The following is a 20,560-nucleotide window of genomic DNA, read 5'->3' on the forward strand; positions in this document are numbered from 1 at the left end:
CGGGCCCTTGCCCGTGGCCGGATCCGTGCCACCGGCCCGGTGACAGCAGCCGCGTGACGGACGACCACGTGACGCCCGCCCCGACCGGGCCCCGCGTCTCCGCGAGGCCCGGTCGGGGTGCCGGGTTCCTCAGGCCGCCGCGGAGCCGTTCGTGCCGGGGCGGCCCGGGCGGTGCCCGAGGGCCTCGTCGCGGACGCGGGCGCAGCTGCGGCTGATGAGGCGGGAGACATGCATCTGGGAGATGCCGAGCTGGTCGGCGATACGGCTCTGTGTCATGTCCTCGAAGAAGCGCATGTAGAGGATGGCCCGCTCCCGTTCCGGCAGGTTGCGCAGGCTCTGCTTGGCGGACTCGCGGTCGACCACGACGTCGTACGAGCCGTCCGGCGCGCCGAGGGTGTCCGCGAGGCTGTATCCGTCGTCGTCGGAGGAGAGCTCGGCGTCCAGGGAGAGCGTGCTGAAGCTCTCCAGGGCCTCCACGCCGGTGGTCACCTCCTCCTCGGTCAGCCCCGCGTGCGCGGCCAGCTCGGCGACGGTGGGCTCCGCCGCGCCCGGGTTCTGGGTCAGCTCCCGGCGGGCCAGCCGCACCTTGTTGCGCAGTTCCTGGACCCGGCGCGGCACGCGCAGCGCCCACATCCGGTCCCGGAAGTGCCGCTTGACCTCACCGGTGATGGTGGGCACCGCGTAGCTCTCGAAGGCACCGCGGGAGGGGTCGTACCGGTCGATCGCCTTCACCAGCCCGAGCGCCGCCACCTGGCGGAGGTCCTCCAGGGACTCGCCCCGGTCGCGGAACCGGCCGGCGATGCGGTGGGCCATGGGCAGCCACGCGGTGACGAGTTCGTCCCGCACGGCGTCGCGCTCGGGCCCGTCCTCCAGGGCGTGCAGACGGGCGAAGAGGTCGGCGGTCTCGGGAGCGTCGTCGTGGCGCCGCCGGGCGTGCGAGGGCGCGGCCGAGGAATCGGGCGTGCCGGGACGGCTTGTCGACATGTCGATGAGCATGCGGAATCGCTCCTGAACTGTCTTTGCAGGGACTTCAGGGACTGTCCGCGGGGAGGGTGGCGGCCCCGATCACCGAAGGCCCCGGAGCGCATACCGCTCCCCGCTGGCGCGCCTCCGGTCCGAAGCACGAAACTGCGTCTGCCCTGGCGCCGGAGGAACAAACTCCGGGCACCCGAAGGCCGCTCAGAAAACGGGTACCGCCGCGGTGATGCGCTTGCCGCCCATGGGCAGGTCGGCCACCCGGACGTCGCACGCCAGCCGGCAGACGATCGGCCAGCCGCGTCCACCGGTGCGCCGTCGCCCCTGCTCGTCGTCCGGCGCGACGATGACCGGCAGCCGGTCGCTGCGGTCGCTCACGGAGACCCGCACCTCGTGCCCGACGACATCGACGTCGACGCCGGTGACGCCACCGCCGTGCAGGATGGCGTTGGTGGTCAGTTCCGAGGCGACGAGGAGCGCGTCCGAGAGCCCTTCCTCGTCGCACGGGGTGCCGGTGGCCCGGCACCGGCATGCCACGGCCTGCCGCACCGCCCGGCGGACATCGGCCGGACGGCACACTGCGCTTGGGCCGGGCCGGACCTGGTCGGCCGGTTCGCCTTCGGGTGCGGTCCACTGTTGCGCGCTCACTTCTCAGCTCCCTGACTGATCGACTGGTAGAGCAACCACTGAGTGGAAAAAACGGGGAAAGAAACGGGGAGAGAAACGGGTCTGTCCGGCGCTGCCCGTATTAGTCGGCTCACCCCCTTGGGGCACACCAAACCCGCGCCCCGGCCATCGATGCCGGACACGGGGGTAGGTGGAGACCATGACCGATGTCGTGGACTCAGACGAGCTGTTGCGTCGCATCCAGCGCGGCAGGGCCTGCGCGGAGCAGGAGGAGCGCGCGTGGCGAGCGCGCAGTGAGGCCCTGGAGCCGACCGATCCGGCCGGAGCCCGCGAGGCTGCGGTACGGCGGCTGGCCTACGAGGCGGTGCTCAGGGTGCTGGACGAGATCCTGACGCCCGGTCGCCACGCCGAGGTGGGCTGACGGGTCACCGGGCGGCCGGATTGGCGGCCGGGGTGCCGGGAACCCGTCCCCCATGTCCGTCGATCACACCAGAGCACCCGTGCTGGAAGCCCTCGCCGAGTACCGCCGTACGGGGCGGTTGTCGTTCACCCCGCCCGGGCACAAGCAGGCCCGCGGCGCCGACCCCGCCGTGCGGGAGGTGCTGGGGGACGCGGTGTTCCTCGGGGACGTGCTGGCGTCGGGCGGTCTGGACGACCGGCTGAGCCGGGGCCGGGTGCTGGCGCGGGCCGAGGAGCTGATGGCCGACGCCGTGCACGCCGACCACACCTTCTTCACGACATGCGGCAGTTCGCTGTCCGTGAAGGCGGCGATGCTGGCCGTCGCCGGTCCGCACGAGAAGCTGCTGATCGGGCGGGACGCCCACAAGTCCGTGGTGTCGGGCCTGATCCTGTCGGGCATCGAGCCGGTGTGGGTCGAGCCGCGCTGGGACGCCGAGCGGCATCTGGCGCATCCGCCGTCCGCCGAGGAGTTCGCCCGGGCGTTCGCCGAGCATCCGGGCGCCAAGGGCGCGCTGGTGACCAGTCCGACGCCGTACGGCGGTTGCGCGGACCTGCGGGCGATCGCGGAGGTCTGTCACCGGCGGTCGGTCCCGCTGATCGTGGACGAGGCGTGGGGCGCGCATCTGCCGTTCCATCCGGATCTGCCCTCGTGGGCGATGGACGCGGGCGCCGACATCTGCGTGACGAGCATCCACAAGATGGGCAGCGGCCTCGAACAGGGCTCGGTCTTCCATCTGCGGGGCGACCTGGTGCCGCCCGAGTTGCTGAAACTGCGCGCCGGGCTGCTCAGCACGACCAGCCCGTCGGTGCTGATCCACGCCGGACTGGACGGCTGGCGCCGTCAGATGGCGCTGCGCGGGCGGGACCTCATGGGCGCCGCGCTGGACCTCGCGGCGGACGTCCGGGCCGCCGTCGAGGCGATCGACGGGCTGCACGTCAACGACCGCGCCGACTTCTGCGGGCCGAACCTGGCCGACGACTTCGACCCGCTGCCCGTCGTCATCGACGTCGACGGGCTGGGGATCACCGGGTTCCAGGCCGCCGACTGGCTGCGCGAGCACCGGAACGTCGAGGCGCATCTCACCGACCACCGCCGTATCGGCGCGCAGCTCACGCACGGGGACGACCCGGAGACGACCGGCGAACTGCTGGCCGCGCTCAAGGACCTGACGACCGCCGCGCCCGACCTGGGCCCGGCCCCGCGCGTCGACGTACCGCCGCCGTCCGAGCTGCGCCTGGCGCAGGTGAGCCTGCCACGGGACGCGTTCTTCGGCCCGACGGAGGACGTGCCCGTGTCCGAGGCGGCCGGGCGGGTCGCCGCGGAGATGATCACGCCGTATCCGCCCGGCATCCCGGCCGTACTGCCCGGCGAACGGCTCAACGAGCCGGTGCTGCGCTATCTGCGCACCGGTCTGGCCGCAGGCATGAACCTCCCCGACCTCGGCGACCCGCGCCTGGACACGGTCCGGGTAGCGGTGGAGCGATGACCTCACAACGGCGAGGACGCCGAAAGTGAAACAGGTCACGTGACCGGCTTACGGGTGGGTAGCACACCTCAAGGTGGTTTATCGTTCATACATACGTGGTGGACGGGGTCGACGGCCTCCTCCTCCGTACACCACCCCCGACGGCCCTGGCTGGCTTCCCCCGTCCAGCCAGGGCTTCTCCATGCGCCGACGTGCTCCGTGCGCCCCCAGCCGCTGAAATGGGCATAGGAACAGCACCGGGTCCGAACGCCGGCGAGGAGCCTTGCGCCATGACCAGAGCGACGAAACTGCTGCCCGCACTGCCCCCGCCACAGCGAGAGCGCCTGATGACGCTGGCGCGGGAGGTGTCCTTCCCCGAGGACACCCGGATCTTCGAGGCGGGCGGCACGGCCGACCGCTTCTGGGTGATCCGCTCGGGCGCGGTCTCCCTCGACCAGCAGGTGACGTCCGTACAGCGGGTGACCGTGGCCAGCCTCGGCGCGGGCGACCTGCTGGGCTGGTCGTGGCTGTTCCCGCCGCACCGATGGGACTTCGGCGCGGCGGCCTTCAGTCCCGTGCGCGCCTACGAGTTCGAGGCGCAGCCCGTGCTCGCGCTGTGCGAGCAGGACCCACAGCTCGGCATGTCACTGGTCCGGATCGTCGCCGAGATCCTCGCGTACCGGCTGGAGACGACCCGCGGCCAGCTGATGGAGCGGTACACGATGCACCGGCGCGGCGGCAGCCGCTAGGGCGCTCCGCGGCGACCCCACCCACCCGTCAGACGCGGTAGCGCCGCAGGTCCGGTACCGCAGCGGTCAGGGTCAGCATGACGGCGACGACCAGCACGCCGCCGCCCACGACGGCCGTGCGCGCGCCGAAGGCCGCACCGGCCGTGCCGTGCAGGACGTCGGCGAGCCGGGGGCCGCCCGCGACGACGACCGTGAAGACACCCTGCATCCGGCCGCGTATCTCGTCGGTGGCGGCGGACAGCAGGATCGCGCCCCGGAACACCATCGAGACCATGTCGGCGACACCGGCGGCGGCCAGGAACGCCACCGCGACCCACAGACTGGTGCTCAGCCCGAAGCCGGTGACGGCGACGCCCCAGGCGACGACCGCGCCGATCACCATCCAGCCGTGCCGCCGGGCCCTGGAGAAGGTGCCGGAGAACAGTCCGCCCGCCACCGCGCCGATCGGGATCGCCGCGAACAGCAGACCGAGGGCGAGGCCCTCGCCGTAGGGGGCGTATGTCTCGGCCGCGAGCTGTGGGAACAGGGCGCGGGGCATGCCGAGGACCATCGCCACGATGTCGGCGAGGAAGGACAGCAGCAGCACCTTGTGCAGCGCCATGTAGCGGAACCCCGCCGCGATCTCCCGCACTCCGGCGCGCCGCGTCACCGTGGCCCCGAGCGGCGGCAGCGCGGGCAGCCGCAGCACCGCCCAGACGACGACGCTCAGGGCCAGGGCGTCGATGAGATACAGCTCGGGCAGGCCGGTGACCGGGATGAGGGCTCCGGCGAGCAGCGGCCCGGCGACGAGGCCGGTCTGCATGACGGTCGAGCCGAGAGCATTGGCGGCGGCCAGTTCGTGCTCGGGGACCAGCCGGGCGATGGAGGCACTGCGGGCCGGGGCGTTCAGGCCGAAGAAGGCTTGCTGGGCGGCGAGCAGCACCATCAGGACGACGACCGAGTCGAGGCCGGTGGCGGCCTGGAGCCAGAACAGCACCGAGGTGACGGCTATGCCGCTGTTGGTGATCAGCAGCAGCTTGCGGCGGTCCATGCTGTCGGCGACCGCTCCGCCCCACAGCGCGAACACCACCAGGGGCAGCAGACCGGCGAGGCTCGCGTAGCCGACCCAGGCGGAGGAGCCGGTGATGTCGTAGATCTGCTTGGGCACGGCGACCGCCGTCAGCTGGCTGCCGACGGCCGTGACGACGGTCGAGGCCCACAGTCGGCGGTAGGCCGGGCGGCGCAGGGGGCGGGTGTCCATCGCCCAGCGCCGCCAGCCGCGCCGGGGCGGCGTGGCGGAGGCGGGATGCTCTGTGGGGTGCTCGGTGCTGCTCTCGCTGGTGTCCACGCGCTTCCCGGTTGCTCGTTACATCTATCGGAACCGTGGATCACTATCGCAGGCCGGTGCGAGCGCCTTGCCTCAGCTCCCGGCGATGAGCGTGACACCAAGGACGATCATGGTGGCCGCGACCAGTCCGTCCAGGACCCGCCAGGCGGCCGGTTTGGTGAGCCAGCGGCCGAGCAGCCGGGCGCCGAAGCCGAGCGCGGCGAACCAGCACAGGCTGGCTGTCGCGGCGCCGATCCCGAACGTCCAGCGCAGCGCGCCCTGGTCGGCGGCGATCGAGCCCAGCAGGAAGACGGTGTCCAGGTAGACGTGCGGGTTGAGCCAGGTCATCGCCAGACAGGTGAGCACCGCCCGCCGACGCGACCCGGCGGTGTCCCCCTCCGTCCGCAGCGCTCCCTGGGGTTTCACGACCCGCCGGGCGGCCAGGGCGCCGTAGCAGAGCAGGAAGGCGCCGCCGATCCAGCCCACCACGGTCAGCGCGCCCGGCCAGGCCACCACCACCGCGCCGACCCCGCCGACACCGAGGGCGATCAGGGCGGCGTCGGAGAGCGCGCAGATGCCGACCACGGCGAGGACCGCCTCGCGGCGGACCCCCTGACGCAGGACGAAGGCGTTCTGGGCGCCGATGGCGACGATGAGTGAGAGGCCGGTGCCGAATCCGGCGGCCGCGGCGGAGAGAGCGTGGGACATGCCATCGACGTTACGGAGACGATCACTGCAGGTACAGCTAAAGATTCTTACGTACCCTTAGCACAGTTGATGAGCGACGGGACGGGCACGGTGATGGCGGAGCTTCCTCTCGACCAGGTGCGGACCCTGCTGGCGGTCGTGGACGAGGGCACGTTCGAGGCGGCCGCCGCAGCGCTGCACGTGACGCCTTCGGCGGTCAGTCAGCGGGTCAAGGCTCTGGAGCAGCGCACCGGGCGGATTCTGCTGATGCGGACGAAGCCGGTACGGCCGACGGAGTCGGGCGAGGTCGTGGTGCGGCTGGCGCGTCAGCTGCTCCGGCTGGAGCTGGACGCGCGCGCCGAATTGGGGATGAGCGGTGCCGGAGAGGCGACCCGGGTGTCCATCGCGGTGAACTCCGACTCGCTGGCGACCTGGTTCCTCCCGGCACTCACCCGGGTCCCCGGGGAGCAGCGGCTCTGCTTCGAGCTGCGCCGCGAGGACCAGGACCACACGGCGGCACTGCTGCGCGAGGGCCGGGTGATGGCGGCGGTGACGTCGTCGTCGGTGCCCGTGCCGGGCTGCTCGGTGCGGGCGCTCGGCGTCATGCGGTACGTCGCCGCGGCCCGCCCCGACTTCGCCGAGCGGCATCTGGACGGAGCGCTGCGCGAGAGACTCCCGGAGGCGCCGGTCGTGGTCTTCGACCGGCGGGACGACCTCCAGGACGCCTTCGTACGCCGGCTGCGGCCCGGCAGCGGCGGTGCGAGCGCGGTACGGCACCTCGTGCCCACCTCGGACGGCTTCGTGGAGGCCGTCGCCGCGGGCCTCGGCTGGGGCGTGGTCCCGGAGGTCCAGGCCGAGCCGCTGCTGGCGTCGGGCCGCCTGGTCCACCTGGCGCCCGACCGGGCGGTGGACGTGCCGCTGTACTGGCAGCAGTGGAAGCTGGACTCGCCCGCGCTGGCGGCGGTCGCGCAGGCGGTGACGGCAGCGGCCGCACAGGCACTGCGTGCGGGGTGATGGCCGGGCGAGGGCGGCGAGGACCGGACCCGGCGTACCGAACACGGGCCGGGGTGTCACCGCCCCGTCCGCCGCAGTGGTCCCCAGGTGTTCTCCTGCCGTTCCACCTCCGCCCGGGCCTCCTCGATGACCCGGGCCTCCACCCAGCGCATCGGCTGCACGTCCGCGACCAGCGGCTCGTTGTCCGGTCCCCGCCCCCGCTCCCGCCCCTTGAGCACCCAGGGGCGGACGCCGGGCCCCTTCTCGCGCGGCAGGTGGGCATAGTCGTACAGCCTCCGCGCCACCCACAGCTGCACCGGCCGTCCCTCCCACCACTCCTCGACGTCCAGCGGATTGGCCGACAGGCCTGTCATCGGTACGCCCGTCAGGTCGTCCGTGCTGGACACCGACGGGAGGTCGGTCTCGGGGCCGCGTGACCAGCGGACGTACAGCCCTTGGTGCCGTTCGACCAGCCCGGCGAGTTCGGCGAGGGTGTGTACGACCGGCAGGTCGTCCGGTGCGCTCATGGCGGGCCTCCCTCCTCGGCGTCCGGCGACCGAAGTACCCGAACGCACGCGGCGGAATCGGACGAGAGGCCTCCGGTCGCCTGCGCGCCGACCGGGTCGCAAGGTGCTCAGCGGGCCAGTGCGGCGGCGTCTCCCATGACGACCACGGGGTGCCGGTCGGGGTCCAGCGCCCGCAGCAGTTCCTTCATGTGGGCCCGGCCGAGGCTGACGCAGGCCTGGGTGGGCCCGCCGTGGTCGACGTGGAACCAGACACCGCCGCCGCGCTCGGGGCCGAGCGGCCGGGCCCAGTCGAGCGGTGAGGTACCGGGCTCGCGGTTGTAGTCGATGGCGATCACGTAGTCGAACGAACCGGCCAGCGGCTCGCCCTCGAAACCGGAACCGGCCGCCGTGAACGCGGTCGAGTGGTCGTACGGCAGCCGGGTCCCCGGGTCGGGGAGCAGCCCGCCGGCGTCGGTGAGGGTGTAGACGCCGACGGGTGAGCGCAGGTCACCGAGCCGGTGGTGGCCGGTCCAGCCGTGCAGCGCGTTGTGCGCGGGCCAGCTTCTGCGCGCCTGCCAGCCGGCCACCGTGCGCTCGTACAGGACGGCCTCGGACACCGGGGAGTTTCTGCCGCGGCCGGTGACCACGACGGCCTGGCCGGCGTCGGCGGGCACCTGGGCCCGGGTGACGGGGCCGAGCCCGGGCAACTGCCGTGGGGCCGTCCCGAGGGAGTGCTCGGGGGCGGGCCCGGGCGCCTTGGCCTCGGAGGCGACGGGCTCGTGCGCGGGTGCCGTGTCCGTGCCCTGGGCGCCGCACGCGGTGAGCAGCAGGACTGCGGCGGGCAGCAGGAACCGGCGGGTGCGTCTGATCATGTGCCGACCTTCGCCGACACAGGTGAGGAACCCGTCGCGTTCCACGGCTGCGTCCACCCGCCCGGCGTACGCTCCCGTCACGCCTCTCCCCCGTTCGAAAGGTTTTCCGCATGAGTGTCCGTGTCCGCCGAGTCTACGAACCGCCGGAGTCCGAGGACGGCGTGCGGGTCCTGGTCGACCGGCTGTGGCCGCGCGGCCTGGCCAAGGACGCGGCCCGCGTGGACGAGTGGCCCAAGGGGCTCACGCCCTCCACCGAGTTGCGCCGCTGGTACCACGCGGGCGAGGGGTCGTACGAGGAGTTCGCGCGCCGGTACGAGGCGGAGCTGGCCGAGCCCGAGGCCGCGGAACTCCTCGATCGCGTCCGCGAGTTGGCGGGCCAGGGCACGGTGACCCTGGTGACCGCGTCGAAGAACCTGCAGGAGGGCCACGCGGCGGTGCTGGCCCGCCTCCTTCAGTCCTGAGGGAGGCGGGCCCTCGGCGTGCCTCAGCCGGTCTGCCGTGCGGCCGCCCGCCCGGCCGCGCGGCCGGAGAAGAGGCAGCCGCCGAGGAAGGTGCCCTCCAGGGCGTTGTAGCCGTGCACGCCGCCCCCGCCGAAGCCGGCCACCTCTCCCGCCGCGTACAGCCCGTCGACGGGCTGACCGTCGACGCCCAGGGCGCGGGAGTCGAGGTCGGTCTGGATGCCGCCGAGCGTCTTGCGGGTCAGGACGTGCAGCTTGACGCCGATCAGGGGGCCTGCCGCCGGGTCGAGGATGCGGTGCGGGGTGGCGACGCGGCCGAGGCGGTCGCCGATGTAGCGGCGGGCGTTGCGGATGCCCTGCACCTGGGCGTCCTTGGTGTAGGGGTGGGTGATCTGGAGGTCGCGGGCCTCTATGTGACGTCGTATCACCTCGGCGTCGAGGAGCGGCTTGTCGGTCAGGCCGTTCATCTTCTCGACGAGTCGGTCGAGGGTGGGGGCGGTCACGAAGTCGGCGCCGTTGCGCAGGAAGGCCGCCACCGGGCCGGGCGCGCCCTTGCCGAGGACGCGTTCACGCAGGAAGGCGGCGCGGTCCTTGGCGGTGATGTCGGGGTTCTGCTCGGAGCCCGACAGCGCGAACTCCTTCTCGATGATCCGCCGGGTGAGGATGAACCAGGAGTGGTCGTGACCGGCGAGGTCCTCGGTGGTGCGCAGGTACTTGAGCGTGTTGAGGGTGTCGTAGCCGGGCAGGCAGGGGTCGGGCAGGCGGCGGCCGAGGGCGTCGAACCACATCGAGGACGGTCCGGGCAGGATGCGGATGCCGTGGCCGGGCCAGATCGGGTCCCAGTTGCGCAGGCCCTCGGTGTAGTGCCACATGCGGTCGCGGTTGACCAGCCGTACGCCCGCCTCGGCGCTGATGTCGAGCATGCGGCCGTCGACGTAGGCGGGGACGCCGGTGACCATCTCGGCGGGCGGGGTGCCGAGCCGTTCGGGCCAGTAGCGGCGGACGACGTCGTGGTTGGCGCCGATGCCGCCGGTGGTGACGATCACCGCCTGGGCGGTGAGTTCGAAGTCGCCGATCGGGTCGCGGTTGGAGGCGACGCCGCGCGGGGAGTTGTCGTCGGCCAGCACCGTGCCGCGTACGCCGCGGGCGGCGCCGTCCTCGATGACGAGCCGGTCGACCCGGTGGCGGTGGTGGAAGGTGAGCAGCCCGTCGCGGGCGGCCTGTCTGGCGTACCGCACGAACGGCTCCACGACCCCCGTGCCCGTGCCCCAGGCGATGTGGAAGCGGGGCACGGAGTTGCCGTGTCCGTGGGCGCGCAGGTCGCCGCGCTCGGCCCAGCCGACCGTGGGGAGGAACTTGATGCCGTGCCCCTGGAGCCAGGACCGCTTCTCCCCCGCCGCGAACTCGACGTAGGCCCGCGCCCAGCGCACCGCCCAGGAGTCCTCGTCGTCGAGCCGGTCGAACCCGGCGCTGCCCTGCCAGTCGTTCCAGGCGAGGTCGAAGGAGTCCTTCACGCCGAGGCGCCGCTGCTCCGGCGAGTCGACGAGGAACAGCCCGCCGAAGGACCAGAACGCCTGCCCGCCGAGGTTGGCGGCGTTCTCCTGGTCGACCAGCGCGACCCGGCGGCCCCGGCTGGTGAGTTCGTGTGCGGCGACCAGTCCGGCCAGGCCCGCTCCGACGACGATGACGTCGGCATCCATGGCGATCGTCCCTTCCTGACTCATCGAGGGGTGGCGCTGCCGTCGGTCAGCAGCGCGGTGAGCAGCTGCTTGAGCCACGCGCGCGCGTGCTCGACGTCCTTGTCCAGCAGCAGTTGGGTGGTGACCCCGTCGTACGCGGCGACCACCGCGTGGGCGGCGGAGTCGATGTCGCCGAGTACGGCGGGCAGTTGGGTGTGGTTCGGGACGGCCCGGGCGAGCCGTTCGGCGATCGCGCCGCGCAGTCGCGCCCGGTGCTCCAGCAGGGTCTGTGCCACCGCCGGGTCGCGGGCCGCGTGCACCAGGAAGTCGGTCTTGACCAGCAGCCAGTCCAGGTCGAGAAGGAGCACCTCGGTGACCCGGTCGACGGCGGCGGGCACGTCCAGGTCCGGTCCGTCCTGGGCGAGGGCCCCGGAGACCTGCTCGGCGATCAGGTCGGCCCGCTGCCGGTAGAGGGCGAAGAACAGCTCGTCCAGGCTGGCGAAGTTGGAGTAGAAGGCGCCCCGGCTGTACCCGGCGGCCTCGCACACCTCCTCGATCGACACCCGCCCGAAGCCCTTGGCCGCGAACACCTGGAACGCGGCGTCCAGAAGGTTGGCGCGCGTGCGGACGCGGCGCCTGGTCACCCGCCCGGCTGTGCGCTCCATGTCCGGCCCTCCGTTCGATACGGGAATGTATCCGATACAGGAATGTATCCAAAGGGGGGGCGCCACCGTCACGACGCAGCGACTTCCGGCATGGAACGCACGTTCGAATCAGAGGTACGCTGAGGGTATGGCCACGCACCTCCAGGGCTCGCTCTTCGACCAGACCGACGAGGTCCGGCTCGGCCCGCTGGACGGGCTGCGCCGCACCGCGCTCGGCTCCGGCGCCTGGATCGACGTACTGCCGGGCTGGCTGAGCGGGTCCGGTGCGCTGTTCGAACAGCTGGCGGCCGAGGCGCCGTGGCGGGCCGAGCGCCGCACGATGTACGACCACGTCGTCGACGTACCTCGGCTGCTGGCGTACTACGGCGCGGACGACCCGCTGCCGCACCCGGTGCTGGCCGAGGCGCGGGACGCGCTGTCCGCGCACTACGCCGAGGAGCTGGGCGAGCCCTTCGCCACGGCGGGGCTGTGCTACTACCGCGACGGCCGGGACAGCGTCGCCTGGCACGGCGACCGGATCGGGCGCGGGGCCCGCGAGGACACGATGGTCGCGATCCTCTCCGTGGGCACACCCCGGGACCTGCTGCTGCGCCCGGCGGGGGGCGGGGGCGGCACGATCCGCCGACCGCTGGGCCACGGCGACCTGATCGTGATGGGCGGCTCCTGCCAGCGGACGTGGGAGCACTGCGTACCGAAGACCACCCGGGCCGCGGGACCGCGCATCAGCATCCAGTTCCGCCCGCACGGCGTGGGCTGAGGCACCCTCGCCCCGGCGCCGCGCCCCCTCCCCGATCTGCTTTGCTGTCTGCGTCGGGCAGGGACCTCACCCCACGGGGGACGATCATGCGGGCAGATGTGCGGCAGGTCGCCGACGGCGCCTATCTGGTGCACGGCAGCAACACGAACTGGGTGATCCTCAAGGACGGAGACGCCGTCACACTGGTCGACACGGGGTACCTCGGGGACCGGCAGCGGCTCCTCGACTCCCTTGCCGCGGTGGGGAGTTCACCGGAGGCGGTCGCGGCGGTGCTGATCACTCACGCGCACAACGACCACCTGGGCTCGGCCGAGTACCTGCACGCGGCGTACGGCACCCCGGTGTATCTGCACGAGGCCGAAGTACCGCACGCGCGCCGGGAGTTCCTGCACCAGGTGTCCGTGGGCCAGGTGCTGCGCAACGGCTGGCGCCCGGGTGTGCTGCCCTGGGCGGTGCACGCGATCCGGTCGGGCGGCACCGCGCACGTCCCCGTCGCCTCGCCCGAGCCGTTCCCGGCGGCGGGCCCGCTGGATCTGCCGGGGCGCCCGGTGCCCGTGCACACCCCCGGCCACACCGCCGGGCACGCCGTGTTCCATCTGCCTCGGGCCGGAATCGTGATCTCCGGTGACGCGCTGGTCAGCGGCCACGCGACCTCACGGATCAAGGGCCCGCAACTGCTGCCCGACATGTTCCACCACGAGCGCGCCCGGGCCCTGACCTCGCTGAAGCTGATCGAAGGGCTCGCGGCCGACATCCTGCTCCCCGGGCACGGGCCGGTCCACCGGGGCTCCGTGCGGGACGCCGCCCGCCGGGCACGCGAACGGGCCGTCTAGGCTCACGCCATGGCTTTGCAGATCAGCGCCACCAACCCGGAGCACCCCGCGCTCCTGCTGGAGCTGCCGTGGCACCTGCCGCTGGAGGAGTGGCCCGAGGAGCACCTCGTGCCGCTGCCGCGCGGCATCTCCCGGCACGTGGTGCGCTACGCCCGCGCGGGCAGCGAGGTCGTCGCCGTCAAGGAGCTCGCGCAGCGGCCCGCCCTGCGCGAGTACGAGCTGCTGCGCGACCTGGACCGGCTCGGCATCCCCGCGGTGGACGCCCTCGCCGTGGTCACCGGCCGCACGGACGCGGACGGCGGTCCACTGGAGTCGGTGCTGATCACCCGGCACCTGGGCGGCTCGATGCCGTACCGGTCGATGTTCGAGACGACCATGCGCCCGGCGACCATGCACCGGCTGATGGACGCGCTGGCGGTGCTGCTGGTGCGGCTGCACCTGGCCGGGTTCGCGTGGGGCGACTGCTCGCTGTCCAACACGCTCTTCCGCCGGGACGCCGGCGCCTACGCCGCGTACCTCGTCGACGCCGAGACCGGCGAGCTGCACCCCCGCCTCAGCGACGGCCAGCGCGACTACGACCTCGACCTCGCCCGCGTCAACATCAGCGGCGAGCTGCTCGACCTGGAGGCGTCCGGCGCGCTGCACCCGTCGGTCGACCCGATCGAGTTCGGCACGGAGATCTGCGCCCGCTACCACGACCTGTGGCGGGAGCTGACCCGCACCTCGGTCTACCCGGCGGGCAAGTACCACTACATAGAGCGCCGGATACGCCGCCTGAACGACCTCGGCTTCGACGTGGCCGAGATGCAGATCGAGCACTCCTCGAACGGGGACACCGTCACCTTCGTGCCCAAGGTCGTCGACGCGGGCCACCACCAGCGGCAGCTGCTGCGGCTGACCGGGCTGGACACCGAGGAGAACCAGGCCCGGCGGCTGCTGAACGACCTGGAGAGCTGGATGGCCACCCAGGACGACTACGCGCCGGGCGACCCCCTCGCCGCCCGCCCGGAGGTGCTGGCCCACCGCTGGGTGCGGGAGGTGTTCCGGCCCACCGTGCGCGCCGTGCCGCCCGAGCTGCGCGGCGCGATGGACGCGGCCGAGATCTACCACCAGTTGCTCGAACACCGCTGGTACCTGTCCGAGCGGGCGCAGCACGACATCGGCCTCGACACGGCCGTCAAGGACTACGTCGAGAACATCCTGCCGCGGGCGCGGAAGACCCTGGAGGCACCGGCGCCCGAGTGACTCAGGCGGGCGGTACGACCGCCACCGGGCAGCCCGCGTGATGCAGGACGCCGTGCGCCACCGAGCCGATCCGCGCCCCCACCGCCGTACGGCGGGCCCGGCGGCCGACCACCATCAGCTGGGCCCGCCCGGCCACCGACAGCAGCACCTGCCCCGCGCTGCCCATCTCCACGTGCTCCACCACCGGCACGTCCGGGAACCGCTCCCGCCACGGCTGCAAGGCCTCGGCCAGCGCCTTCTTCTCATACGGCTCCGGTCCGCCCGCCTCGTCGAGCAGCTTCAGCGAGCCGGGGCTGTAGGCGAACACCGGCGGCAGCGTCCAGGCCCGCACCGCCCGCACCGACGCCCCGCGCGCGGCGGCCGTCTCGAACGCGAACCCCAGCGCGGCGGCGCTGTCCTCCGCGTCGCCCTCCTGCCCGACGACGATCTCGCGGCCGTGCGCCTCGGTCGCGGCGCGGTCCCCGGACCGCACCAGGACGACCGGGCGCGCGGCCTCGGTGATCACCTGCTGCCCGACGGAGCCCAGCAGAAAGCCCACGACCCGGCCGTGCCCGCGCGAGCCCAGCACCAGCATCTCGGACTCGGCCGCCGCCGCGGCGAGGGTGTCGACGACATCGCCCTCCACGAGGTCGGTGGTCACCTCCAGGTCGGCGTACCGCCCGCTGACGGTCCGCACGCCCGCGTCCACGGCGTCCCGCGCCCACCGCTCCTGCGTCTGACGGTCGCCCTCCACGGCCTCGTGCTGCTCGTACCGCCAGGCGTGCACCACACGCACCGCCAGTCCGCGCCGGACGGCCTCGCGGCCCGCCCAGGCCAGTGCGGCGAGGCTCTCCTCCGATCCGTCGACCCCTGCGGTGATCGGGCGCGTCATCCGGCTGCCTCCTCGTGTCGCGTTCACATCCGCCACGCTCAGTCTTCCCCACGCTGCCGACATGAGCCTCGCAGGGGAGCAAGGAGTGGTGGGCACCACTGAGCGGCCCGGCCTTCTCCCCTTACCTGAGCGAAGCCGGGCGAACGACCATACGATGGCCCGGGATCTCAGGCGGCGTTAGTGCAAGGAGCCCTTAGGCGCGTCGTACCGGATCGTGCGCGCGGAGTCCGGCGAGTCCGCACCGCAGGCGCTGCGCGAGCTGAAGCTGCGCGGCGACCTGGTGGCGGTGGTCCTGGCGGACTACCGCATGCCGCAGATGAACGGCTTCGAGTTCTGGAGCAGGCCCTGGACGTGTATCCGGGCGCGCGACGAGTGCTGCTGACCGCGTACGCGGACACCAACGCGGCGATCGACGCGATCAACGTCGTCGATCCGGACCACTCGGCGGCGGCCCGGCCGGGCTCGGCCAGGCGCCGAACATCTCGGTGCGCTGCGCACGGTCGTCGAGGCCGCGCACGGCTCCGACCGCCTGGAGCAGCTGACGCTGCGCGACGCGGCGACCGGGCACACCGAACTGGTCGACGCGCAGTGGCTGTTCGTGTTCACGAGGAGGGCCGGGCTGAGTACGCGCGGGAGACCGAGGCGCTGCTCGGTGCCACGCGCTCGTCGGTCAGAGCACGGTCGCGGAGGCGCTGACGTATGTGTTCGGCAAGGGTCGTTGCCCCTCCTGCGACGCCGTGCCCACCGTCTCGGAGGGGGTGGAGAAGCAGTGGATATGAGGGGCGGCGTGCCCTCCGGCGGTGGCGCCGCCGGGAACCGCCGCATGCCGGTGCGCGTTGTCCGGTCAACACCCTGGACCCCTGACCACGACGAACACACCAGCAGGGCGGCACCATGAGCGAGTTGGTCCCCGGAGGCAATCTGCCGCTCCCCGGCGGCCCGTTGACCGTGCGGGTCCCCGGCCCGTTCGACGTGTCCGCGCTCATCACCGACGACGACGGCAGGGTGCGCGGTGACGGCGACTTCGTGTTCTACAACCAGCCGACCGCGCCGGGAGCCGTCCTGCACGGCGACACGCTCACCGTCGACCCGCGGCGGCTGCGCGCCGGAGCCACCCGCGTCACGGTCGTCGTCAGCCCCGCCGACCCCGGCACACCGCTGGGCCGACTGCCCGTCCCCACGCTGTTCGTGACCGATCCCGGCGGCCGCCCACTCGCCCGTTTCACTCCCCCGCGCCCCGCACAGGAGACGGTCCTCCTGCTCGCCGAGCTGTACCGGCGCGGCGCGGACTGGAAGGTGCGCGCCCTCGGACAGGGGTACGCCGACGGACTGGCGGGCCTGGCCCGCGACTTCGGCGTGGACGTCGTGGACGACGACACACCGTCCTCCGTTGCGGCGGACACCCGCGCGGCCCCGACCGGCCCGGCGCATGCCCCCACGGCCACGACCGGCCCGGCGCATCCCCCCGCCGCCCCGACCGGGCCGGTGCACGCCCCGCGCCCTGCCACCGCACCGCACCCGCCGTCCGCCCCCGCCCCCGACCCCCACGGCTGCCTCCCCCTCATCAACACCGCCCGCGCCCGAGCCGGTTCCCCACCCGTCTCCCTCGACGCCCGCCTCACCACCGCCGCCCAGCAGCACGCCTCCGCCATGGCAGTCGCGGGCCGACTCGGCGTGGAGAGCCCGGACGGCGTCGCCGTCTACCAGCGCGTGACCGCCGCCGGATACCCGTACATCACCATCGGCGAACATCTGGTCTCCGGCCCGCGCACACCGACCGAGTTCATCGACTACTGCCTGCGCACGGACGGCCCCCGCCGCACCCTGCACGACCCGGCCTTCACCCACGCCGGACTGGCTCACGCCAACGGCGGCCGCTCCGGGGACACCTACTGGACCGCGCTGTGGGCCAGCCCCCTCACCCAGGCCGACCTCACCCGCACGGCAGCCGACGTCATCGACCTCACCAACCACGAACGTGCCCATGCCGGTCTGCCGCCGCTGGGCCCCGACCCGGTACTGGCCGGCGCCGCACAGGCGCACAGCGCCGACATGGTGGCCCGGGACTTCTACTCCCACACCGCACCCGACGGCCGTCAGCCCTGGGACCGGGCCGCCGCCGCGGGCTCCACCCGCCGCTCCATCGGCGAGAACATAGCCTGCGGCCAGCGCTCCCCCACCGAGGTGGTGACCGGCTGGATGAACAGCCCCGGTCATCGCGCCAACATCCTCAAGCCCGGCTTCACGCACATCGGCATCGGTTTCGCCTGCGGCGGCCGGGCGGGGACGTACTGGACCCAGCTCTTCGGCGGCGGCTGAGCGGCCACCCACCAGCCGGGGCACGGCCCGCGGTTCGGTCGGCAAGTTGGCAGAACGACGTACACCGGACAGGATGCCCGCATGAAGGGTGACCTCTTTTCCAGCGAGCACATGGTCCAGCCCGCGCAGACGCCGGGCATGACCGTCGAGAACGCCAAGTGCATCAAGTACGCGGTCAACGGCGAGATGCTGGCCCGGCAGGGCGCGATGATCGCCTACCGCGGCAACCTCGCATTCGAGCGCAAGGGCCAGGGCGTGGGCGGCATGCTCAAGCGCGCGGTCACGGGCGAGGGGCTGCCCCTCATGGCGGTGCGCGGCCAGGGCGAGGCGTGGTTCGCGCACGAGGCGCAGAACTGCTTCGTCGTCGACATCGACCCGGGCGAGGAGTTCACGGTCAACGGCCGCAACGTCCTGTGCTTCGACGCCTCGTTGTCGTACCGGATCGCCACGGTGAAGGGTGCGGGCATCACCGGCGGCGGGCTGTTCAACAGTGTCTTCAGCGGACAGGGCAGGCTCGGGCTGGTGTGCGAGGGCAGCCCGCTGGTCATTCCCGTCTCGGCGCAGTATCCGGTGTATGTCGACACGGACGCGGTCGTCGGCTGGACCGCCGGCCTGCAGACGTCCCTGCACCGCTCGCAGTCCATCGGGTCGATGCTGCGCGGCGGTTCCGGGGAGGCCGTGCAACTCGTGCTCCAGGGCGAAGGATTCGTCGTCGTACGACCGAGCGAGGCGACCCCGCAGAAGGCCCAGCAGCACTGAGGGCACACACCCCCTGAAGTGAACTGCGCCGCGCGAGCAACCCCGCGGACCCGACCGACGTCTTGACCGACAACAGTGACGCCCTGGCCCCTCGGGTGGCCAGGGCGGGTTTTCGGGGTGCTATACACACCATGTATACGCACCGTGTATACATGAAGGGCATACATGTACGGCAAGGCAGTCGCCCCGGAGTACCAGGGCGCCCTCACCACCCTGTCCGTGAACTCCTCGCTGGTCGACGTACTGACCACCGGCACGGAGCAGTTGAAGGCCGCCGAACGGGCCGGGCAGCCCGGCGAGGCGGCCCGCTGCGGGCTCGCCGTCGCCGAGGCGCACCGGCGGCTGGGGCAGGTGCGGGAGGCGGAGCAGGCATGGAAGGCGAGTTACCGAGCGGCCCGGGACGCCGGGGACACGGCCGCGATGGCCTGGGCACTGTGGAGCGGCGGCACGCTGGCCCGGCAGCGCGGCTCGTTCGCCCTGGCCCGGCGGCTGCTGGGGCTCGCGGCCGAACTCGGCGAACGCGGCGGCGACATCGTCGTCCGCGGCTACTCACTGGCGGGCCTGGCGGAGACCGGCCGCATCCAGGGCGACTACGCGGCCGTCGGCAGGCTGCACGAGCAACTGCTGGCCGAGGCCCGCCGGCGTGGCGAGGCGCGGCACACGGTGTGGGCGTTGGAGGGCATCGCACAGATGCACCGCAACACCGGGTCGTACGACCGGGCGTACGAGCTGTTCGAGGAGGCGGCCGAGATCGCGGCACGCGCCGACGACCGGCGCGGTCACGCCTGGGCGCTGCGCGGGCTCGCCGACGTGGTCTCCGTCCGGGACGGCGACACCGAGCGGGCGCTCGCCCTGCTGAGCGAAGCGGAGGCCACGTGCCGGGCGATGAACCTGACGAGCGCGCTGGCCTACAACCACAAGATGCGCGGCAACGTCTTCTACCGTGCCGGGCGGTACGCCGAGGCCCGCGACCTCTACGAGCAGGCGCTGGCGGGGTTCCGCGGCATGAGCGAACCGCGCGGGGCGGCGCTCGCCCGGCTCGGCCTGGCCAAGTCCCTCGCACAACTGGGCCGCGACCGCGCCGAGACCGCCACCGAACTGGCCGACCTGGCCACGGAGTTGGACCGCATAGGGCTGCGGCACGCGCGGGAGATGGTGGCGCGGGCGCAGCAGGAGTTCGGCCTGGACGCGAAGCGGGCCGTGGAGGTCGTACGGTGAGGGCGCCGGACTCGGCCGTACGGACCCCGGCCTGCGCACACGAAGTCCTGCCCCCGGACTCCGCTCCCGAAGTGCTCCGCCGCTGCCGCGCGTTGGTGCGGCCCGCGCTGCGGGAGGCGGTCGGACGGATGCACCCCTGGATGAGTGAGATGGCCGCGTACTCCTTCGGCTGGTGCGAGGTCGGCGGTGGACCGGCCGTCGCGCCGGGCGGCAAGGGGGTCCGGCAGGCGCTGGCCGTGCTCGGCGCGGAGGCGGCCGGCGCGTCCGGGCGGTCCGGCGTACCGGCGGCGGTCGCGGTGGAGTTGGTGCACGCCTTCTCCCTCCTGCACGACGACATCATGGACGGCGACACGACCCGGCGCCGCCGCCCCGCCGTGTGGAAGGCCTACGGCACGGGTCCGGCGGTCCTCGCGGGTGACGCGCTGTTCGCGCTGGCCGTCGGCACACTCGCCGCGGCGGGACCGGACGCCGTACGGCTGCTGTCCGTGGCGCTGGCCGATCTGGTGCGCGGGCAGGCCGACGACCTGCTGTTCGCCGCCCGGCCCTGGAGCGGCCCCGACCGCGTGCGGCCCGCGGAGTACCGGGCGATGGCCGAGCACAAGACGGGCTCGCTGCTCGGCGCCGCGCTCGCCCTCGGTGCCCTGCTCGGCGGCGCTCCCCCGGCCATGGTCGCCGCGCTCGACCGCGCCGGACGCCATCTCGGCGTCGCCTTCCAGGTCGTGGACGACGTGCTGGGCATCTGGGGCGATCCGGTCGTGACCGGCAAGCCGGTGCTCGCCGATCTGCGGGAGCGGAAGAAGACGTTCCCGGTGCTGCTCGCGCTGGACTCCCCCGACCCGGCGGCCCGGCACCTCGCCGCGCTCCTGGAGTCCGCCGGTGACCCGGCCGAGGCCGCGGCGCTGATCGCGGCGGCGGGCGGACGCGCGGCGGCCCTGGCCGAGGCCCGATGGCAGATCGACGCCGGGCAGGCCGCACTCGCGGACGTGTCCCTCGACGCGCGGGCGGGCGCCGAGCTGCGGTCGCTGCTGGACTTCCTGGTGCGGCGGGACCTGTGACGGCCGCGGACCGTCCGTGACGATCTGGGCGAGGCGCAGCGCAGCACACTGACGGAACGTC

At 73.1% G+C, this 20,560-nt stretch carries 21 protein-coding genes and 1 pseudogene; 13 read left to right on the forward strand and 9 right to left on the reverse strand.

Annotated elements, in window-relative coordinates; all coding sequences use genetic code 11:
- Positions 1 to 129: 129 nt before the first annotated feature.
- Together KWI83_RS30415 and KWI83_RS30420 are read right to left on the reverse strand one after the other, a co-directional pair.
- Positions 130 to 996: a SigB/SigF/SigG family RNA polymerase sigma factor gene (locus KWI83_RS30415; protein ID WP_218517600.1), complete on the reverse strand. Its 867-nt coding sequence runs from the start codon at positions 994 to 996 to the stop codon at positions 130 to 132.
- Positions 997 to 1,179: 183 nt separating this feature from the next.
- Positions 1,180 to 1,623 (reverse strand): ATP-binding protein, encoded by a 444-nt coding sequence (locus tag KWI83_RS30420; protein ID WP_218517601.1) that lies wholly within the window; start codon positions 1,621 to 1,623, stop codon positions 1,180 to 1,182.
- A gap of 178 nt (positions 1,624 to 1,801) precedes the next feature.
- Here KWI83_RS30420 and KWI83_RS30425 point away from each other — a divergent pair, with 178 nt between their 5' ends.
- The 3 genes from KWI83_RS30425 to KWI83_RS30435 all read left to right on the forward strand — a co-directional run bounded on the left by KWI83_RS30425 (position 1,802) and on the right by KWI83_RS30435 (position 4,276).
- Positions 1,802 to 2,023, forward strand: coding sequence for a hypothetical protein (locus KWI83_RS30425; protein ID WP_141310841.1), 222 nt, complete (start codon positions 1,802 to 1,804; stop codon positions 2,021 to 2,023).
- 52 nt (positions 2,024 to 2,075) lie between these two features.
- On the forward strand, positions 2,076 to 3,548 hold the full coding sequence (locus tag KWI83_RS30430; protein WP_218517602.1) for an aminotransferase class I/II-fold pyridoxal phosphate-dependent enzyme: 1,473 nt from the start codon (positions 2,076 to 2,078) through the stop codon (positions 3,546 to 3,548).
- 269 nt (positions 3,549 to 3,817) lie between these two features.
- Complete coding sequence (locus KWI83_RS30435; RefSeq protein ID WP_218517603.1) at positions 3,818 to 4,276, forward strand: cyclic nucleotide-binding domain-containing protein; 459 nt, start codon at positions 3,818 to 3,820, stop codon at positions 4,274 to 4,276.
- Positions 4,277 to 4,304: 28 nt separating this feature from the next.
- Here the strand turns inward: KWI83_RS30435 and KWI83_RS30440 are convergent, their stop codons facing one another.
- Complete coding sequence (locus KWI83_RS30440; RefSeq protein ID WP_218517604.1) at positions 4,305 to 5,603, reverse strand: MFS transporter; 1,299 nt, start codon at positions 5,601 to 5,603, stop codon at positions 4,305 to 4,307.
- Between the two features lie 72 nt (positions 5,604 to 5,675).
- A complete protein-coding gene (locus tag KWI83_RS30445) occupies positions 5,676 to 6,290 on the reverse strand; it encodes a LysE/ArgO family amino acid transporter (RefSeq protein ID WP_218517605.1) in 615 nt (204 codons plus the stop codon).
- 69 nt (positions 6,291 to 6,359) lie between these two features.
- Here KWI83_RS30445 and KWI83_RS30450 point away from each other — a divergent pair, with 69 nt between their 5' ends.
- The gene (locus KWI83_RS30450) at positions 6,360 to 7,283 is read left to right on the forward strand and encodes a LysR family transcriptional regulator ArgP (protein WP_256363019.1); all 924 of its coding nucleotides are present in this window, start codon (positions 6,360 to 6,362) and stop codon (positions 7,281 to 7,283) included.
- 56 nt (positions 7,284 to 7,339) lie between these two features.
- On the opposite strand, the gene KWI83_RS30455 is transcribed toward KWI83_RS30450, so the two are convergent.
- A complete protein-coding gene (locus KWI83_RS30455; protein ID WP_218517606.1) occupies positions 7,340 to 7,789 on the reverse strand; it encodes a DUF6098 family protein in 450 nt (149 codons plus the stop codon).
- A 107-nt stretch (positions 7,790 to 7,896) separates the two neighbouring features.
- Positions 7,897 to 8,640 carry a hypothetical protein gene (locus KWI83_RS30460; RefSeq protein WP_218517607.1) on the reverse strand — a complete coding sequence of 248 codons (744 nt, stop codon included), beginning with the start codon at positions 8,638 to 8,640 and terminating at the stop codon, positions 7,897 to 7,899.
- Positions 8,641 to 8,750: 110 nt separating this feature from the next.
- On the opposite strand from KWI83_RS30460, the gene KWI83_RS30465 reads away from it, so the two are divergent.
- On the forward strand, positions 8,751 to 9,101 hold the full coding sequence (locus KWI83_RS30465) for a DUF488 domain-containing protein (protein WP_218517608.1): 351 nt from the start codon (positions 8,751 to 8,753) through the stop codon (positions 9,099 to 9,101).
- 23 nt (positions 9,102 to 9,124) lie between these two features.
- Here the strand turns inward: KWI83_RS30465 and KWI83_RS30470 are convergent, their stop codons facing one another.
- A complete protein-coding gene (locus KWI83_RS30470; RefSeq protein WP_218517609.1) occupies positions 9,125 to 10,798 on the reverse strand; it encodes an FAD-binding dehydrogenase in 1,674 nt (557 codons plus the stop codon).
- 20 nt (positions 10,799 to 10,818) lie between these two features.
- On the reverse strand, positions 10,819 to 11,442 hold the full coding sequence (locus tag KWI83_RS30475) for a TetR/AcrR family transcriptional regulator (RefSeq protein ID WP_218517610.1): 624 nt from the start codon (positions 11,440 to 11,442) through the stop codon (positions 10,819 to 10,821).
- A gap of 127 nt (positions 11,443 to 11,569) precedes the next feature.
- Here KWI83_RS30475 and KWI83_RS30480 point away from each other — a divergent pair, with 127 nt between their 5' ends.
- From KWI83_RS30480 to KWI83_RS30490, 3 genes are all read left to right on the forward strand, one after another.
- Positions 11,570 to 12,199 (forward strand): alpha-ketoglutarate-dependent dioxygenase AlkB, encoded by a 630-nt coding sequence (locus tag KWI83_RS30480; RefSeq protein WP_218517611.1) that lies wholly within the window; start codon positions 11,570 to 11,572, stop codon positions 12,197 to 12,199.
- Positions 12,200 to 12,285: 86 nt separating this feature from the next.
- Positions 12,286 to 13,032, forward strand: coding sequence for an MBL fold metallo-hydrolase (locus KWI83_RS30485; RefSeq protein ID WP_218517612.1), 747 nt, complete (start codon positions 12,286 to 12,288; stop codon positions 13,030 to 13,032).
- 9 nt (positions 13,033 to 13,041) lie between these two features.
- Positions 13,042 to 14,277, forward strand: coding sequence for a DUF4032 domain-containing protein (locus KWI83_RS30490; protein WP_218517613.1), 1,236 nt, complete (start codon positions 13,042 to 13,044; stop codon positions 14,275 to 14,277).
- 1 nt (position 14,278) lies between these two features.
- On the opposite strand, the gene KWI83_RS30495 is transcribed toward KWI83_RS30490, so the two are convergent.
- A complete protein-coding gene (locus tag KWI83_RS30495; RefSeq protein ID WP_218517614.1) occupies positions 14,279 to 15,148 on the reverse strand; it encodes a universal stress protein in 870 nt (289 codons plus the stop codon).
- Positions 15,149 to 15,344: 196 nt separating this feature from the next.
- On the opposite strand from KWI83_RS30495, the pseudogene KWI83_RS30500 reads away from it, so the two are divergent.
- The 5 genes and pseudogenes from KWI83_RS30500 to KWI83_RS30520 all read left to right on the forward strand — a co-directional run.
- A pseudogene (locus tag KWI83_RS30500) lies at positions 15,345 to 15,589 on the forward strand (response regulator); the annotation flags it as partial.
- Between the two features lie 453 nt (positions 15,590 to 16,042).
- Complete coding sequence (locus KWI83_RS30505; protein ID WP_218517615.1) at positions 16,043 to 17,467, forward strand: CAP domain-containing protein; 1,425 nt, start codon at positions 16,043 to 16,045, stop codon at positions 17,465 to 17,467.
- Positions 17,468 to 17,548: 81 nt separating this feature from the next.
- Positions 17,549 to 18,226, forward strand: coding sequence for an AIM24 family protein (locus KWI83_RS30510; RefSeq protein WP_218517616.1), 678 nt, complete (start codon positions 17,549 to 17,551; stop codon positions 18,224 to 18,226).
- Positions 18,227 to 18,391: 165 nt separating this feature from the next.
- On the forward strand, positions 18,392 to 19,444 hold the full coding sequence (locus tag KWI83_RS30515; protein ID WP_218517617.1) for a tetratricopeptide repeat protein: 1,053 nt from the start codon (positions 18,392 to 18,394) through the stop codon (positions 19,442 to 19,444).
- Between the two features lie 47 nt (positions 19,445 to 19,491).
- The gene (locus KWI83_RS30520) at positions 19,492 to 20,499 is read left to right on the forward strand and encodes a polyprenyl synthetase family protein (protein WP_218517664.1); all 1,008 of its coding nucleotides are present in this window, start codon (positions 19,492 to 19,494) and stop codon (positions 20,497 to 20,499) included.
- The last annotated feature ends 61 nt before the right edge of the window (positions 20,500 to 20,560 follow it).

This window comes from Streptomyces sp. TRM70350, from assembly GCF_019219825.1.
Classification (GTDB): domain Bacteria; phylum Actinomycetota; class Actinomycetes; order Streptomycetales; family Streptomycetaceae; genus Streptomyces.